Here is a 16734-nt window from a genome sequence, read left to right as displayed (position 1 = left end):
GGAGCGAGATGACCTGGCTGATCACTGGTGGTGCGGGCTACATCGGCGCGCACGTGGTGCGGGTGATGACCGGCGCGGGCGAGCGTGCGGTGGTCCTGGACGACCTGTCCACGGGCGTGGCGGAGCGGGTGCCCGAGGACGTGCCGCTGATCGTCGGGTCGACGCTGGACCGCGGGCTGCTGGACCGCACGATCGCCGAGCACGGGATCACCGGGGTGGTGCACCTGGCGGCGAAGAAGCAGGTCGCCGAGTCGGTGGAGCTGCCGCTGCGGTACTACCGCGAGAACGTGCACGGCCTGACCGTGCTGCTGGAGGCGGTGGCGGCGGGCGGCGTCGGCCGCTTCGTCTTCTCCTCCTCCGCCTCGGTCTACGGCACACCGGACGTGGACCTGGTCACCGAGGACACCCCGTGCGCGCCGATGAGCCCGTACGGCCAGACCAAGCTGGCGGGCGAGTGGCTGACCCGCGCCGCGGGCCGGGCGCACGGCATCTCCACCGCCTGCCTGCGCTACTTCAACGTCGCGGGCGCGGCGGCCCCGGAGCTCGCCGACACCGGCGTCTTCAACATCGTCCCGATGGTCTTCGAGAAGCTCACCGAGGGCGCGGCGCCGCGGATCTTCGGCGCCGACTACGACACCCCCGACGGCACCTGCATTCGGGACTACATCCACGTCGAGGACCTGGCCGACGCGCACGTCGCGGCCGCGCGCAAGCTCGGCGAGCGCGGCCCGGTCCGCGACCTGACGCTCAACATCGGGCGCGGCGAGGGCGTCTCCGTCCGCGAGATGGTCGACCTGATCACGGAGGTCACCGGATACGGGGACCGGGCGGCGGAGGTCACGGCGCGGCGGCCCGGCGACCCGGCGCGGGTGGTCGCGGCCGCCGACCGGATCGCGGCGGAGCTGGACTGGAAGGCCCGGCACGACGTGCGCGACATGATCGCTTCGGCCTGGGCGGGCTGGCTGCTGCAGCACCCGGAAGCCGCTCGCGACTGAACGCTGCCGCTGAACAAAGTCCGTACTTTTCCCACATCGCCGGACAACCAATTCCTCGTCCCGCCCGTCTCACAGGTAGCGGACAGCCCTCTCATTCCGGGCATTCCGCTGTCCGTGCCCGGTCCGATACGAGGAGTAGTTACCGTAATGCCCGCCCCCGGAAGCTCCGCCGCCGCGCCGCGCTTCAGCATCGTCGTCCCCGTCTTCAAGGTGCAGGGCTACCTCCGCGCCTGCCTGGACTCGGTCCTGGCGCAGACGTACGGCGACTTCGAGGTCGTCGCGGTGGACGACCGCTCGCCCGACGGCTCCGGGGCGATCCTGGACGAGTACGCGGCCCGGGACCCGCGCGTGGTTCCGCTGCACCTCGCCGAGAACAAGGGCATCGGCAACGCCCGCAACGAGGGCGTTGCGCACGCCCGCGGCGACTACCTCCTCTTCCTCGACAGCGACGACACGCTGCTGCCCGACGCGCTGGAGTCCATAGCCGGCCGGCTGACCGAGACCGAGGACCCCGACGTCCTGGTCTACGACTACGCGCGCACCTTCTGGTGGGGCGAGGCCAAGCGCAACCGCGACGCCGAGGTGCTCGCCGCGCCCGGCCCCGAGGTCGGCACCATCGACGACCGCCCCGACCTGCTGCGCCTGTTCACGGTCGTATGGAACAAGGCGTACCGCCGCGACTTCTACCTCGCCGGCGGTTTCAGCTTCCCCGACGGCTTCTACGAGGACGCGGTCGTCGTCTACGAATCGCTCTTCAGCGCCGAGCGCATCGCGCTGCTGAACCAGGTCTGCGTGCACTACCGGCAGCGGCGCCAGGGCAACGCGCTGCGCACCCCCAGCAGGGAGCACTTCGCCGCCTTCGACCAGTACGAGCGGCTGTTCGCGTTCATCGAGGAGCGGCCGGGGCTGCACCGCTGGCGCGCCTTCCTCTTCGAGCACATGATCGACCACTATCTCTTCATCCTGGCCCGCCCCGACCGCGTCCCCGCCGCGGCACGCGCGGAGTTCTTCCGCTGTGCAGCGCAGCACTACCGCCGCTATCTGCCCACGGACTTCGTACGGCCCAAGGGCGTCATCGGCATCCAGTACGACGCCCTCGCGCGCGGCTCGTTCCCCGCCTACACCGCGCTGAAGCTGGCCGCGCGGGGCCGCAAGAAGGCGGCCGGGCGGCTGAAGAAGGTCAAGCACACCCTCGGCAAGCAGGCGTACGCGCGCCTCTACCAGCTGCAGCTGCACCGCCCGCTCGACCCGCACCTCGCCGTCTACGCCGCGTACTGGAACCGCACCCCCGCCTGCAATCCCCTCGCGATCTACGAGCAGGCCAAGGAGCTCGCGCCGCACATCCACGGCGTATGGGTCATCAAGAAGGGCATGGAGGACACCGTCCCCGAGGGCGTCGACCACGTCATCGTGAACTCGCCGCGCTACTGGGAGGTGATGGCCCGCGCCACGTACCTGATCAACAACGTCAACTTCGCCGACGCGATCGTCAAGCGCCCCGGCCAGCTCCACCTCCAGACCCACCACGGCACCCCGCTCAAGCGGATGGGCATCGACCAACAGCAGTACCCGGCGGCCGCCAAAGGCATGTCCATGCGCAAACTCCTCCAGCGCGCCGACCGCTGGGACTTCAGCGTCTCGTCCAACCAGCACACCACCGAGCAGTGGGAGCGGGTCTACCCCTGCGCCTTCCAGTCGCTGGACACCGGCTATCCGCGCAACGACGTGTACTACCGCGCCACCGCGGCCGACGTCCTGGACATCCGCGCCCGCCTCGGCATCGCCCCCGGCCGCACCGCCGTCCTGTACGCACCCACCGTCCGCGACTACCAGAACGGCTACGTCCCGCGGATGGACCTGGAGCGCGTCACCCGCGAACTGGGCCCCGATGTCGTACTGCTCGTCCGCACCCACTACTTCTACGGCGCCAACCCCCGGCTGGCCGAGCTCCAGGAGCAGGGCGCGCTGATCGACGTCTCCCGCCACCCCTCGGTCGAGGAGCTGTGCCTCGCCGCCGACGCCCTGATCACCGACTACTCGTCGATCATGTTCGACTACGCCAACCTGGACCGGCCGATCATCACGTACGCCGACGACTGGGAGGTGTACGTGAAGTCCCGCGGCGTCACCTTCGACCTGCTCTCCGGCGAGCCGGGCGACACACCGGGCATCGTCGCCACGAGCGAGGAGGAGCTGATCGCCGCCTTCAAGGACGGCAGCTGGGACGGCGAGGAGGCCGCGGCCCGCCGCGCCGCCTTCCGCACCCGCTTCTGCCAGTGGGACGACGGCCACGCGGCGGAGCGCGTCGTCCGCCGAGTCTTCCTGGACCAGGAGGCGACCCCGAAGGTCGTACCGCTGGCGGAACGCACGGTGGCACCGAGCCCACGCGAGGCGACGGCGACCAGCACAGGCCTGACCACGCTCCCGGTACAGGCGGACACAACGGACCTGGACCTGGCCGGCTGACGGGGGCTCAGGGGCGCGGGGAACTGCGCGACCAGCCACATACGGCCGGCAGCCGAGCGCTTACGCACTGTCCCGAGCTCCCAGCGCGCTCGTCACGGCTGCGGCGAGTTCGTCCAGATACCCGGGCGGAAGGTCACCTCGGAGTACGACCACGCGCCAATACAGCGGGCCCGTGATCAGGTCGAGGGCGAGACGGACATCGACGCCCTCCGGAAGCTCACCGCGCTCGACCGCGCGGCTCACCATCGCCCGCGTCATCGCCTCCTGCGAGTCGTGAAGCGCCCCCCGCAGCGCCTCAGCGATCTCCGGACTACGCGCCGCCTCCGCCAACAGATCCGGAATGATCTGCGCCGCCATAGGGTGGCGCAGCGCCCGGGACGCCACCTCCAGCAGCATGCGCACGTCGCCGCGCAGCGACCCCGTATCCGGTACCGGCATCCCCTCCGCGGCCAGCGCGGTCACCACGTCGAGCACCAGATGCAGCTTGGACCGCCAGCGGCGGTACACGGCCGTCTTGCCGACCCCCGCCCGCCGCGCAATCCCCTCGATCGACATCCGCCCGAACCCGACAGCGGCCAGCTCCGCGAACACCGCCGCGCGAATCGCCGCGGTCTTCTCCTCGCGCAGCACGGCCGCCCCGGCCGGGGCCCGGCGCGGCGCGGGCGTGGTCGCATCCTGAGGCGCCTTCGGCGCAACCGCTGGGTCCTTTGCCATGCCCCGAGCATAGCGTCGCGACGCAACGGTTGCGTTTCGACGTACCGGACGCCTAATCTCGGCTTGCGACGATACGGCCCCGTCTCGTCGTGACGCGTCCACGCACGAAAGCGGACCCATGTCTGAGACCCTCACGCGCCCGGCCCCCACCGCCCCGCCGGACGACCCGCGCGCGCTCGCCGCGAAGTACGGCCTCACCGTCAGCGGCCGCCGCCCCTCGCTCCCGGAGTACGTCCGGCAGCTCTGGCACCGGCGCCACTTCATCTCCGCCTTCTCCAGCGCCAAGCTGACCGCCCAGTACAGCCAGGCGAAGCTCGGCCAGCTGTGGCAGGTGGTGACCCCGCTGCTGAACGCGCTGGTCTACTACTTGATCTTCGGCCTGCTGCTCGGCACCCACCGGGGCGTGGACGACTACATCCCGTTCCTGGTGACGGGCGTCTTCATCTTCACCTTCACCCAGAGCTCGGTGCTGGCCGGCACCAAGGCGATCTCCGGCAACCTGGGTCTCGTACGCGCGCTGCACTTCCCGCGCGCGTCCCTGCCGATCTCGTTCTGCCTGATGCAGCTCAAGCAGCTGCTCTTCTCCATGGGCGTGCTGATCGTCATCGTGCTGGCGTTCGGGATCGTGCCGGGCTGGTCGTGGCTGCTGGCGGTCCCAGCGCTGTGCCTCCAGTTCGTCTTCAACACCGGCCTCGCCATGATCATGGCGAGGCTGGGCAGCAAGACCCCGGACCTGGCCCAGCTGATGCCGTTCATCCTGCGCACCTGGATGTACGCCTCCGGCGTCATGTACAGCATCAGCCAGGTGACCAAGGGCAAGGACATCCCCGGCTTCGTCCACTTCCTGCTGGACGTGAACCCGGCCGCGGTCTACATCGACCTGATGCGCTTCGCACTCATCGACAGCTTCCACGCCGACAAGCTGCCGCCCCACGTCTGGCCGCTGGCGCTGGGCTGGGCCGTCGTGATCGGCCTGGCGGGCTTTGTGTACTTCTGGAAGGCGGAGGAGCGGTACGGCCGTGGCTGAGCAGCAGAACACCGAACTCGAACAGCCCGCGGTGGAGGACGCAGCCGCCACCGAGGAGCGCATCCCCACCGTCATCGCCGACGATCTGCACATCGTGTACCGGGTCTACGGCTCGGGCGCGGGCCGGGGCAGCGCCACCGCCGCGCTGAACCGGATCATCCGCCGCAAGCCCTCCACCGGGGTGCGGGAGGTGCACGCGGTCAAGGGCGTGTCCTTCACCGCCTACCGCGGCGAGTCCATCGGCCTGATCGGCACCAACGGCTCGGGCAAGTCCACGCTGCTCAAGGCGGTGGCAGGCCTGCTGCCGGCCGAGCGCGGCCATGTCTACACGCACGGCCAGCCGTCCCTGCTGGGCGTGAACGCGGCGCTGATGAACGACCTCACCGGCGAGCGCAACGTGATCCTGGGCGGGCTGGCCATGGGCATGACCCGCGAGCAGGTCCGCGAGCGCTACCAGCAGATCGTCGACTTCTCCGGGATCAACGAGAAGGGCGACTTCATCAGCCTGCCGATGCGCACCTACTCCTCGGGCATGGCGGCCCGGCTGCGGTTCTCCATCGCCGCCGCCAAGGACCACGACGTGCTGATGATCGACGAGGCCCTGGCGACCGGTGACCGGAAGTTCCAGAAGCGCTCCGAGGCCCGTATCCGGGAGCTGCGCAAGGAGGCCGGCACGGTCTTCCTGGTCAGCCACAACAACAAGTCCATCCGGGACACCTGCGACCGGGTGCTGTGGCTGGAGAAGGGCGAGCTCCTGATGGACGGCCCCACGGCGGACGTCCTCAAGGAGTACGAGGCGTTCACCAAGAAGTAGGCACAGCAGTAAAAAAAGGGGGCGGCCCCCGGAGCACTCGCTCCGGGGGCCGCCCCCTTTCACGCTCAGCTGTGCTGACGCAGCAGCGTCCGCATCGTGCGCATCGCGACCGACAGGTTCGCCAGGTCGAAGGAGTCCGAGCCCTGGATCTCCTCCAGCGTGGCGCGGGCGCGGCCCAGGATCGCGGCGTTCTTCTCCTCCCACGCCTTGAAGCGCTGCTCCGGCGTGGCCGTGCCGTTGCCCGCCGAGAGGACGTCCGCGGTCAGCGCGGCGTGCGCGGCGAACAGGTCCTCACGGATCGAGGCGCGGGCCATGGACTGCCAGCGGTCGGCGCGCGGCAGCTCCAGGATGCGGTCCAGGAGCTGGTTGATCCGCAGCCGGTCGCCCAGGTCGTAGTAGACCTCGGCGACGTCCAGCGGCTCCTTGCCGGTGCGGTCGGCGATGGCCACGATGTCCAGCGCCGGGAAGGCCGAGGAGAAGCCGGCCACGCGGTGCGCCAGCGCCTCCGGCACGCCCGCCTCGGTCAGCTGCCCAAGGATCGACTCGTACCACTCCATGTCACTGCCGCGCAGCAGCTTGGGCAGCTCGGCCCAGACCGTGCCGACCCGGTCGCGGAAGAAGTCGATGGTGCCGGACAGCTCCAGCGGCTGCGGGCGGTTGTTGAGCAGCCAGCGGGTGCCGCGCTCGACCAGCCGCCGGGAGTGCAGCCGGATGCGGGTCTGCACCGCGGCGGGCACCTTGTTGTCCAGCGCCTCGACGTCGTCCCAGACCTGGTTCAGGTCGAAGATCGCGCGGGCCGCGGTGTGCGCCCGGACGACCTCTTCCAGGGACGCGCCGGTCTCCTCCACCATGCGGTGCAGGAAGCTCGTACCACCGGTGTTGACGGTGTCGTTGACCATCACCGTCGTGGTGATCTCACGGTGCAGGGCGTGGTTGTTCACCTGGTCGGCGAACCGCTCGCGCAGCGCGGTCGGGAAGTACGCGTGCAGCAGGTGCTTGAAGTACGGGTCGTCCGGCAGGCTCGTCTGGATGAGCGCGTCGGCCACCGTGATCTTGGTGTACGCGAGCAGGACGGCGGTCTCCGGCTGGGTCAGGCCCCGGCCGTTGGCCAGCCGCTCGCGGATCTGCCGCTCGGACGGCAGGAACTCCAGCGCCCGGTCCAGCTGGCCGTCGCGCACCAGGCGGCGGATGAACCGCTGCTGGGCGTGGAGCATGTTGGAGGACTGGGCGAGGGCCAGCGAGAGGGCGGTGTTCTGCGCGTAGTTGTTGCGCAGCACCAGCGCGCCGACCTCGTCGGTCATCTCGGCGAGCAGCTTGTTGCGCTGCTTGACCGTCATGTCCCCGTCGGTCACCACGGAGTTCAGCAGGATCTTGATGTTCACCTCGTGGTCGGAGGTGTCCACGCCGGCGCTGTTGTCGATCGCGTCGGTGTTGATCCGGCCGCCGTTCGTGGCGAACTCGATCCGGCCCAGCTGGGTCAGGCCCAGGTTGCCGCCCTCGCCGACGACCTTGACCCGCAGGTCCTGGCCGTCGACGCGGATGGCGTCGTTGGACTTGTCGCCGACGTCCGCGTTCGACTCGGCCGAGGACTTCACGTACGTACCGATGCCGCCGTTCCACAGCAGGTCCACCGGGGCCTGCAGGATCGCCTTCATCAGGTCGTTCGGGGTCATCTTCGTGACGCCCGCCTCGATGCCCAGCGCCGCACGGACGTGCTGGTTGACCGGGATCGACTTCGCCGTACGGGGGTGGATGCCGCCGCCCTGCGACAGCAGCTCCTTGTTGTAGTCCTCCCAGGAGGAGCGGGGCAGCTCGAACAGGCGGCGGCGCTCGGCGTACGAGGTGGCCGCGTCCGGGTTCGGGTCGAGGAAGATGTGCCGGTGGTCGAAGGCGGCGACCAGCCGGATGTGCTCGGAGAGCAGCATGCCGTTGCCGAACACGTCACCGGACATGTCGCCGACGCCGACGACCGTGAAGTCCTCGGACTGGGTGTCCACGCCCAGCTCGCGGAAGTGCCGCTTGACCGACTCCCACGCGCCGCGGGCCGTGATGCCCATGCCCTTGTGGTCGTAGCCCGCCGAGCCGCCGGAGGCGAAGGCGTCGCCCAGCCAGAAGCCGTAGGACTCGGCGACCTCGTTGGCGATGTCGGAGAACTTCGCGGTGCCCTTGTCGGCCGCGACGACGAGGTAGGTGTCGTCCTCGTCGTGCCGGACCACGTCCTCCGGGTGCACGACCTCGCCGCCGACGAGGTTGTCGGTGATGTCCAGCAGACCCGAGATGAAGGTCTTGTACGAGGCGATGCCCTCGGCCATCCAGGCGTCGCGGTCCACCGCCGGGTCCGGCAGCTGCTTGCCGACGAAGCCGCCCTTCGCGCCGACCGGCACGATGACGGTGTTCTTGACCATCTGCGCCTTGACCAGGCCGAGGATCTCCGTACGGAAGTCCTCCCGCCGGTCCGACCAGCGCAGACCGCCGCGCGCAACCTTGCCGAAGCGCAGGTGCACGCCCTCGACACGCGGCGAGTACACCCAGATCTCGTACGCCGGGCGGGGCGCCGGCAGGTCGGGGATGGCCTGCGGGTCCAGCTTCAGGGACAGGTAGGCGTGCGGCTCGCCGTTGCCGTTCTTCTGGAAGTGGTTGGTGCGCAGCGTGGCCTTGATGACGGTGAGGAACGAGCGCAGGATGCGGTCCTCGTCCAGCGACGCCACCTGGTCCAGCGCGCCGTCCAGCTCCTCCAGCAGCCCGTCGATCAGCTCCGTGCCGGCCCGCTGCCGACGCGGGGCCATCCGCGCCTCGAAGAGGCTGACCAGCAGCCGGGTGGTGTGGACGTTGTGGGAGAGGGTGTCCTCCATGTACGTCTGGCTGAAGGTGGAGCCGGCCTGCCGCAGGTACTTCGCGTACGCGCGGAGCACCATCGCCTGCCGCCAGTCCAGGCCCGCGCCCAGCACCAGCTTGTTGAAGTTGTCGCTCTCCGCGAGGCCGGTCCAGACCGCCGTGAAGGCGTCCTGGAAGCGCTCGCGGTAGTCGTCGCCGTTCGGCCGCTCCGGCATCCGCAGGCCGAAGTCGTAGATCCACGCGGCGGACCGGTCGGCGCAGCGCAGCTCGTGCGGCCGCTCGTCGACGACCTCCACGCCCAGGCGGTTGAGCAGCGGCAGCACCTTCGAGAGCGAGACCGGCTCACCGGTGCGGTAGATCTTGAAGCGGCGCTCGCCGGGGCCCGCGCCGACCGGCTCGTACAGGCTGACCTCGAAGTCGCGGCCCTCGGCGGTCCACAGCTTCTCCAGGTGCTGGAGGTCGGCGACCGCGGCGCGCGGGGAGTTGTCGGCCTTGTAGCCCTCGGGGAACGCCTGGGCGTACCGGCGCAGCAGCTCGGCCGCGCGCTCCTCGCCGCACTCGGCGTTCAGCGCCTCGGCGAAGCCGTCCGCCCAGGAGCGGGCGGCCTCCACCAGCCGCGCCTCGATGCGGTCGACGTCGGCGTCGGTGAGGTCGGGCAGCGTGGCGCCCGGCTCGACCCGGATGACGAAGTGCAGCCGGGAGAGGATCGATTCGGTGTTCCAGGCGGTGAAGTCGACGTTGGTGCCGCCCAGCTCCTCCTTGAGGATCTCGATCAGCCGCAGCCGGACGCCGGTGGTGTAACGGTCCCGCGGGAGGTAGACCAGCGCGGAGTAGTAGCGCCCGTACTCGTCCTGGCGCAGGTACAGCCGCAGCCGGCGGCGCTCCTGGAGGTACAGCACGCTGGTGGCGATGGCGCGCAGCTGGTCGACCGGGGTCTGGAACAGCTCGTCGCGCGGGTAGGTCTCCAGGATCTGGAGCAGGTCGCGGCCGTCGTGGCTGTTGGGCGAGAAGCCGGCGCCCTCCAGCACCTCGGTGACCTTGCGGCGGATGACCGGCACCCGGCGCACGGACTCGGTGTACGCGGCGGAGGAGAACAGGCCCAGGAAGCGCCGCTCACCGATGACGTTGCCCTGCGCGTCGAACTTCTTCACGCCGACGTAGTCGAGGTAGCTCGGCCGGTGCACGGTCGCGCGGCTGTTCGCCTTGGTGAGGATCAGCAGCTTGTGCTCGCGGGCCTTCTTGCGGGCGTCCCTCGGGAGCCGGTTGAAGGACGGGGAGACGGGGTGGCCCTCGTCGTCCTCGCGGTGCTTGGGGTCCGAGCGGAGGATGCCGAGGCCGGTGCCGGGCACGGCGGTGAGCACGTCCTCCTCGCCGTCCGTCTCGCTCGGCGCCGAGGCCAGCTCGTACTCGCGGTAGCCGAGGAAGGTGAAGTGGTCGGCGGACAGCCAGCGCAGCAGCTCGCGGGCCTCCTCCACCTCACGGTCGCGCAGGTCGTCGGCGGTGGGCTCGGAGGGCAGCTCGTCCGCGATGCGCAGCGCGGCATCGCGCATCTTCTCCCAGTCCTCGACGGCCTCGCGCACGTCGTTGAGGATCCGCAGCAGATCGGCGGTGATCTGCTTCAGGTCCGACCGGTCGGTCTCGCGGTCGATCTCCACATGGATCCAGGACTCCACGAGCGCGTCGTGCGGCAGCTCGGCGTCCTTGCCCTTGCCGGGGGTGCCGTGCGCGTCGTCCTCGGCGTCCAGGATCTCGATCAGCTTGCCGGTGACGTCACGCCGGACGACGACCTGCGGGTGGATCACGACGTGGATGCCGCGGCTCTGCCGCGACAGCTCATTGGTGACCGAGTCGACCAGGAACGGCATGTCGTCGGTGACGACCTCGACGACCGAGTGGCTGCAGGTCCAGCCGTTCTCCTCGACGGTCGGGGTGTGGACTCTGACGTTCGCCGTGCCCTGCGGGCGGACGCCCGCCAGCCGGTAGTGCGAGAGTGCCGCGCCGAAGACGTCTTCGGGGTCGCGCCCGAGGAGGTCCTCCGGAGCGGTGTGCAGGTAGTAGCGCTGGAGGTATCCACTGAGGGTGTCCGGGTCGAGACCCGGTACCGGTGACTGCCCTCCCGCCGGTCCGCTCTCAGCGACCCTGGCGGTCTTCGTGAGCAGCTCGGTCTTGGCTTCGTCCAGCTTGGTCTGCATGTCCTCTGGCTCCTGTCGCGCGCCGTTGCGTGACGTTGTGGAAATAAGCGGATACGGCACAACGCCGAGCCGACGCGAAAAGCTCCCCCGGGAAGAGCCCAGGGGTGTGTCCTGTCGGAATCGACGCTATGCCGCGATGAGGGGCGACCGGGGCGAAATCTGCCAGATTTGGCATTCCTGGCACCAGGTCGTAACAAGAATGATCAACGGCCGCCCGGGCGCCGTGGCATCCCGGGCGCGAAGCAGGGGCCTCGACGCCCCCGCGGGTTATCGCGCTGATCACGCTGCCAGGCTATCGCTCCTGACGGGGGTGGCGTCATGGGCCTTGTGTGTACAAAACCACACCCGTTTCTTTGCCGGTATGGACAGAGACGCACCTCGTCCGATCACACTCGGGCGTCCGCAGGAGGTCTTGGCAACCGCTCGGAACCGGAGGACCTTGAGCGGGACGGAGTCGGAAGCGAGCCCCGCGGAGGTACGCCATGGCAGCCAAGATCCTGATCGTGACCGGGGACGCGGCGGAGTCCTTGGAGGTCCTGTACCCCTATCAGCGCCTGCGCGAGGAGGGCTACGACGTCCACATCGCCGCCCCGGCCCGCAAGACCCTCCGCTTCGTCGTCCACGACTTCGAGCCCGGCTTCGACACCTACACCGAGAAGCCCGGCTACACCTGGCCGGCCGACCTGGCCTTCTCCGAAGTAGACCCCGGCGCTTACGCCGCTCTGGTGATCCCCGGCGGCCGGGCCCCCGAATACCTGCGCAACGACGCCGAGCTGCGCAAGGTGATCAAGGCGTTCTTCGACGCCGACAAGCCGGTCGCGCAGATCTGCCACGGCCCCCTGCTGACCGCCGCGATCGGCCGCCTGAACGGCCGCCGGGTCACCTGCTATCCGGCCCTGGAGATGGACATGCAGGCGGCGGGCGCCGGCTTCCGCGACGCCGAGGTCGTCGTCGACGGCACCCTGGTCTCCTCCCGCGCCTGGCCGGACCACTCCGGCTGGATGCGCGAGTTCCTGAAGGTGCTGCGCGCGAAGGCACCGGCGATGTGAGGTCCGGACACCTGTGGGGGCCACGTCCGGGCCCCCACAGGAAGGCTGTCGTCACGCGTCGGCGCAGCGGTCCGCGATCTCCGTGCGGGAGCTGACGCCGAGCTTCGCGAAGATGTGCTCGACATGCGCGTCCGCCGTGCGCTTGGAGATCACCAGCCTCCCCCATAGCCCTGAACGGGCATGGGAGGTGCCCCCAGGCGATCTCCCGGTTCGACAGCCCCTCGGCGACCAGCGCGGCCACCTCCCGCTCCCGGCGGGTCAGCACATCGCCGCCGGGCCCCCGGACGGCCGTGCGCGGGCCCGGCACCACGGGTCCGTCCGCGTCCGCCAGCATCAGCTCCACCGCCCGGTCCAGCGGGAGCCGCAGGCCCTGCTCGAAGAGCCGCTCGTACGGGCCCTCGCCGAGCGCCTCGCGGGCCGCGGCCGCCATCCGGTCGTGCACCGCCACCCAAGGGCGCATGCCGAACATCGTGGCGCCGATGCTGCGCCACACGCCGTGCGCAGCGCCCAGCACCTACGCCGCGCGCGTGTACCGCCCGTCCTCGGCGGCGTCCCAGGCCAGCACCTCGGCGCAGTACGCGACGCCGTACCGCTCATGGATCTCGCGCTTCAACTGCAGCGCGGTCCGGATCGCCCGCGCGCCCTCCGGCCGCTCCCCCTGCCACCACAGCGCGAACCCGTGGACGGCCAGCACGACGGACCGCATCAGCCGCTCCTCCGCGGCGTCGATATGGCTCAGCGCCACCTCGCACAGCTTCCGGGCCCCCGGGCAGTCACCGATCGTGACCCGCAGGAACGCCTCGTGGTAGTGGAGGATCACGATGCCGAGCCGGTCGCCCGAGGCGATCATCCGTGTGCGCACCTCGGCCAGCTGCTCCGCCGACTGCTCGACCTCCCCCAGCATGCCGTGCGCCAGACCCATGAAGCCGTCGGCCCAGCACACCACCGACTCGTCCCCCAGCCGCTCCGCCGGCTCCCGCGCCCGCCCGCACTCCCGCAGGATGCCCTGCGGATCGCCCTGCCACAGGCAGAGCATGCCGCCGGCCAGCAGCCCCAGGGCCCGCTCCGGGCCCTCCTCGGGGACCAGGTCCAGCGCCCTGCCGATCCAGTACTGCCCTTCCCTCTGCAGTCCGGCCGAGCGCCAGAACGGCCACAGCCGCGCCGCCGTCCCCAGCGCGCCCGTCCGGTCGCCGTCCGCGGACAGGCCGTACTCCAGAGCCGCCCGCAGATTGGCCTGCTCCCGAAGCAGCGCCTCGTACAGCGGCAGCTGCTCGTCCGTGAGGAAGCGGTCGCGAAAGCGGTCGGCCAGCCCGCGGTAGTACGCGAAGTGCCGCCCGCGGAACTCCTTCGCCTCCCCCGCCTCCGCCAGCCACTGGCCGCCGTACTCACGGATCGTGTCCAGCAGGCGGTACCGGTCCCCCTCCGCGCCGTCCCCGCGCAGCACCACCGACTTGTCCACCAGCCCGATGAGGTGCTCCACCAGCTCCTCGGCCCGCAGCTCGCCGCCCGCGCAGACCTCCTCGACGGCGGCCAGGTCGAAGGAGCCCGCGAAGACCGACAGCCGGGCCCACAGCAGCCGCTCGGCGGGCGTACACAGGTCGTGGCTCCAGTCGATCGCCGTACGCAGCGTCTGGTGCCGGGACAGCGCAGCCCGGCGGCCCCCGGTGAGCACCTCGAAACGGCCCTCCAGACGGGCCACGAGCTGCGTCAGAGGGATCGCGCGCAGCCGTACGGCCGCCAGCTCCACCGCCAGCGGAATGCCGTCCAGACGGCGGCACAGGGCGATCACGTCCGGGCGGTTCGCGGCGCTGACCGTGAAGCCGGGCACCACGGCCGCGGCCCGCTGCGCGAAGAGCGCCACCGCCCCACAGCCGTTCTGCGCCTCCGGCGTGTCCTCCACCGGCAGCGGCGGGATCTGCAGCGTGTGCTCGCCCGGCACGTCCAACGGCTCGCGGCTGGTCGCCAGGATCCGCACCCGGGGCGCCTCGCGCAGGAGTATGTCGGCGAGCATCGCGCAGACGTCGACCAGATGCTCGCAGGTGTCCAGCACGATGAGCGCCCGCCGGTCCTGGAGGTGCTCCACCACGGCGTCCAGCGGGCTGCGCCCGGCCTGCTCCGGCAGCCCGAGCACCGCGGCCATGGTCTGCGGCAGCAACTCGGCGGAGCGCAGCGCGGACAGCTCCGCGAGCCACACCCCGTCCGTGAACGCGTCCTTGAGGCCGGCGGCCGCGCGCAGGGCGACCCGGCTCTTGCCGACGCCGCCCGGCCCGAGGAGGGTGACCAGCCGCGCCGTCTTCAGCAGCCGCGCCACCCGGTCCAGCTCTGCCGCCCGCCCGACGAACCCGGTCACCTCGACCGGCAGCACGCCGCTCCGCCGCTGGCTGAAGTCGACCGTCATGCTGTGTCCCCGCCCGGGGCTCGGCTCTCGGCGGCGCGCCCCGCCGCCGTCCGGGCCCGGCCCTCAGAGCACCAGCCGCTCCGCCGCCGCGACGGCCTCCGCCAGGCTGTCGACGACCGGCACCCCGGCCTCCAAGAGGCTGGCGCGGCTGTGCGAACCGCCCGTGTACAGCACCGCGTGCGCCCCCGCGTCCTGGGCCGCCACCGCGTCGTCCACGGCGTCGCCGATGACGACCGTACGGCCCGGCTCGACGCGCGCGCCCTCCATCGCCGCGAGGTGCCGCACCATGTGCGCGCTCTTGCTGCCACCGGACGGCCCGGTCCGGCCGTCCACCCGTATGAAGTGCGACTCGATGCCGAAGTCGCGCACCAGCGGCAGCAGCTCGTCGTGCCCGTACATGCTCAGGATCGACTGGCTGCGCCCCGCCGTCCGCCAGCCGTCCAGCAGCATCTCCACGCCCTCGGCGAGCGCGCACGCCTCCCGCCGGAGCGTGTAGTGCCGGTGGAACGCCTCGTCCATGACCGTCCACTCGGCGTCCGTCGGCAGCCGCCCCATCAGCCGCTCGTAGAAGCGCGGGATCGGCACGCAGTACAGCTCCCGGTACCGCTCCAGGGTGATCGGGGGCAGGCCGATCTCACCGAACGCGGCATTGGTCGCGCCGATCACGGCGTCGATGTCGTGAAAGAGCGTGCCGTTCCAGTCCCAGACGATGTGCGTCGCGTGCTTCCCCATGCGAAAAAGGTACTCGCGGCCACTGATAATCTTGCCGCTCGACAACGAAACCGCAGGTCATGGCCTTGCGAGGGCTTTCTGCAGGCGCGGCTCGGCCTCAGCCGATCAGGTTCGGGATCTCCTGGACGCCGAACCACATCAGCTCGTGGTCCTCGGCCCCGTCCACCGTGAACTGCGCGTCGTCGTCCCCCTGGTCCGCCGCGCCCAGCGCCGCCGCCGCTGCCGTGACGTCCGGCTCCGCGTCATTGGAGTCGACGTGCACCGCCGCCGCCTTCTTCATCGGCACCGGCCCGGCCACCCGCACGACGCCCAGCGCCGACTTGTCCAGCCCCCGGTCGGGGTCCACGGACGCCGCGCCGTCGGCCACGTCCACGGCCACCACGACCCGCTTGCGGGGCGCCTGCGGATCGGTGGCCAGCAGCCGCAGCGACGCCTGCGCGGCACGGTTCAGCGCGGCGTACTCCAGCTCCTCGATGTCGTCGGAGACGTACCACTCGCGCAGCGCGGGCGTGACGGCGAAGGCGTCCAGCGGGCCGGAACCCAGCTCGCCCGCCTTGTACGCCTCTGCGAGACCGGGGAGCGTCAGGGGGACGTAGACACGCATGGTGGCCGCCGCTTTCGTTCGGACTGCTGGGTACTGGCTGGTTGGGGCGCAGGCAGCCAGCATACGGGCGGGGGTCCCCCTTCGTGCTGCCGGTACGGCCTCACCGACGGCCCGCCGGACACCCGTTGTGGCCGGATCTCGCCCTTCCCGCACACGGCCCGTCACCCTGTCAGGTGAATCTTCCGGAGCCCCCGGCCCGCTCCCCGGCCGCCTTGCCGCGCCTCGGGCCACTCGGTAGAAGAGCTCCACCACAGGAGCTACTGCCCGGTATCCAACGGGTCCGGCAGAACGGGGGATCTCCACCATGACCACATCCACGCGCACGTCCAGGCCCGCGTCCCGGCCGGTGTCCGGCCGCCGCGACACCCGCCGCCCCGGCGGCCCGCGCGCGGTGGGCGCTCCGCAGGCCACCTTCCCGCAGGCCGCCTTCCCGCAGGCAGCCGCCCGCCGCCGCGCCGCCGCCCGGCTGCCGCACCGCTGGTTCGCCGACCAGCTGGTGCTCACCCTGAGCGGCCGGCGCCCCGTGCACGCGCTGCTGGGCCACGCCCTGCCCGCCGCCTACGACCGCCTGGTGGAGCTCGCCCCGCAGGCCCCGCTCCGCCCCACCGGCCGGTACCACCGCGGCCCCGACCCGGAGGTCCGTGAGTGCGGCGTGTGCTGCCCGCGCAGCGGCGTCATCGAGGCGTTCGCCCGGATCACCGCCGGGGACCGCGTACGGGCCCTCGCCTTCCGCCTCGAACGCGGCCGCGACGCCCGCTGGCGCTGCGCGGCCCTGGACATCGGCCCGTCGGTGTCGGTCTGGAGCCGGACGGTGTGAGTACGGCAAGCAGCGCGCGCCGACCGTACATGCAGGGGCGGCGAGCGGCATGCGACGGGCCGGGGGCGCAGCCACCGCTGCGCACCCCGGC

The 16734-nt window shown here is 71.1% G+C and carries 12 protein-coding genes and 1 pseudogene; 6 read left to right on the top strand and 7 right to left on the bottom strand.

The genetic code is table 11. The features are described from left to right. Positions 1-8: 8 nt before the first annotated feature. Both galE and AB0I82_RS34125 read left to right on the top strand, forming a co-directional pair. Positions 9-995 (top strand): UDP-glucose 4-epimerase GalE, encoded by a 987-nt coding sequence (gene galE, locus AB0I82_RS34130; RefSeq protein ID WP_363261368.1) that lies wholly within the window; start codon positions 9-11, stop codon positions 993-995. A 147-nt stretch (positions 996-1142) separates the two neighbouring features. Beyond that, complete coding sequence (locus AB0I82_RS34125; protein WP_363261367.1) at positions 1143-3461, top strand: bifunctional glycosyltransferase family 2 protein/CDP-glycerol:glycerophosphate glycerophosphotransferase; 2319 nt, start codon at positions 1143-1145, stop codon at positions 3459-3461. 60 nt (positions 3462-3521) lie between these two features. Here the strand turns inward: AB0I82_RS34125 and AB0I82_RS34120 are convergent, their stop codons facing one another. Continuing rightward, positions 3522-4175 carry a TetR/AcrR family transcriptional regulator gene (locus AB0I82_RS34120; protein ID WP_363261366.1) on the bottom strand — a complete coding sequence of 218 codons (654 nt, stop codon included), beginning with the start codon at positions 4173-4175 and terminating at the stop codon, positions 3522-3524. A 118-nt stretch (positions 4176-4293) separates the two neighbouring features. Here AB0I82_RS34120 and AB0I82_RS34115 point away from each other — a divergent pair, with 118 nt between their 5' ends. Both AB0I82_RS34115 and AB0I82_RS34110 read left to right on the top strand, forming a co-directional pair. Further along, the gene (locus tag AB0I82_RS34115) at positions 4294-5202 is read left to right on the top strand and encodes an ABC transporter permease (protein WP_363261365.1); all 909 of its coding nucleotides are present in this window, start codon (positions 4294-4296) and stop codon (positions 5200-5202) included. 31 nt (positions 5203-5233) lie between these two features. Next, a complete protein-coding gene (locus tag AB0I82_RS34110) occupies positions 5234-6016 on the top strand; it encodes an ABC transporter ATP-binding protein (RefSeq protein WP_363261450.1) in 783 nt (260 codons plus the stop codon). A gap of 65 nt (positions 6017-6081) precedes the next feature. Here the strand turns inward: AB0I82_RS34110 and AB0I82_RS34105 are convergent, their stop codons facing one another. Further along, positions 6082-11043, bottom strand: coding sequence for an NAD-glutamate dehydrogenase (locus tag AB0I82_RS34105; RefSeq protein ID WP_363261364.1), 4962 nt, complete (start codon positions 11041-11043; stop codon positions 6082-6084). Between the two features lie 482 nt (positions 11044-11525). Here AB0I82_RS34105 and AB0I82_RS34100 point away from each other — a divergent pair, with 482 nt between their 5' ends. Next, complete coding sequence (locus tag AB0I82_RS34100; RefSeq protein WP_030250437.1) at positions 11526-12092, top strand: DJ-1/PfpI family protein; 567 nt, start codon at positions 11526-11528, stop codon at positions 12090-12092. A gap of 51 nt (positions 12093-12143) precedes the next feature. Here the strand turns inward: AB0I82_RS34100 and AB0I82_RS34095 are convergent, their stop codons facing one another. The 5 genes and pseudogenes from AB0I82_RS34095 to AB0I82_RS34075 all read right to left on the bottom strand — a co-directional run bounded on the left by AB0I82_RS34095 (position 12144) and on the right by AB0I82_RS34075 (position 15826). Continuing rightward, positions 12144-12245 carry a LuxR C-terminal-related transcriptional regulator gene (locus AB0I82_RS34095; RefSeq protein ID WP_363261363.1) on the bottom strand — a complete coding sequence of 34 codons (102 nt, stop codon included), beginning with the start codon at positions 12243-12245 and terminating at the stop codon, positions 12144-12146. Between the two features lie 76 nt (positions 12246-12321). Further along, positions 12322-12426 (bottom strand): annotated as a pseudogene (locus AB0I82_RS34090) (hypothetical protein); the annotation flags it as partial. Between the two features lie 180 nt (positions 12427-12606). After that, complete coding sequence (locus tag AB0I82_RS34085) at positions 12607-14490, bottom strand: LuxR family transcriptional regulator (protein WP_363261362.1); 1884 nt, start codon at positions 14488-14490, stop codon at positions 12607-12609. A gap of 63 nt (positions 14491-14553) precedes the next feature. Further along, positions 14554-15222: an HAD family hydrolase gene (locus tag AB0I82_RS34080; protein WP_363261361.1), complete on the bottom strand. Its 669-nt coding sequence runs from the start codon at positions 15220-15222 to the stop codon at positions 14554-14556. Positions 15223-15319: 97 nt separating this feature from the next. After that, positions 15320-15826, bottom strand: a complete 507-nt coding sequence (locus tag AB0I82_RS34075) for a hypothetical protein (protein ID WP_363261360.1) — start codon at positions 15824-15826, stop codon at positions 15320-15322. Between the two features lie 304 nt (positions 15827-16130). Between AB0I82_RS34075 and AB0I82_RS34070 the strand changes: the two genes are divergently transcribed. Further along, the gene (locus AB0I82_RS34070; protein WP_363261359.1) at positions 16131-16643 is read left to right on the top strand and encodes an Rv3235 family protein; all 513 of its coding nucleotides are present in this window, start codon (positions 16131-16133) and stop codon (positions 16641-16643) included. The last annotated feature ends 91 nt before the right edge of the window (positions 16644-16734 follow it).

The organism is Streptomyces sp. NPDC050315, from assembly GCF_040655775.1.
Taxonomy (GTDB): Bacteria; Actinomycetota; Actinomycetes; order Streptomycetales; family Streptomycetaceae; genus Streptomyces.
The sequence above is the reverse complement of the archived record's forward strand: the minus strand, read 5'-3'. Positions and strand labels throughout refer to the sequence as shown.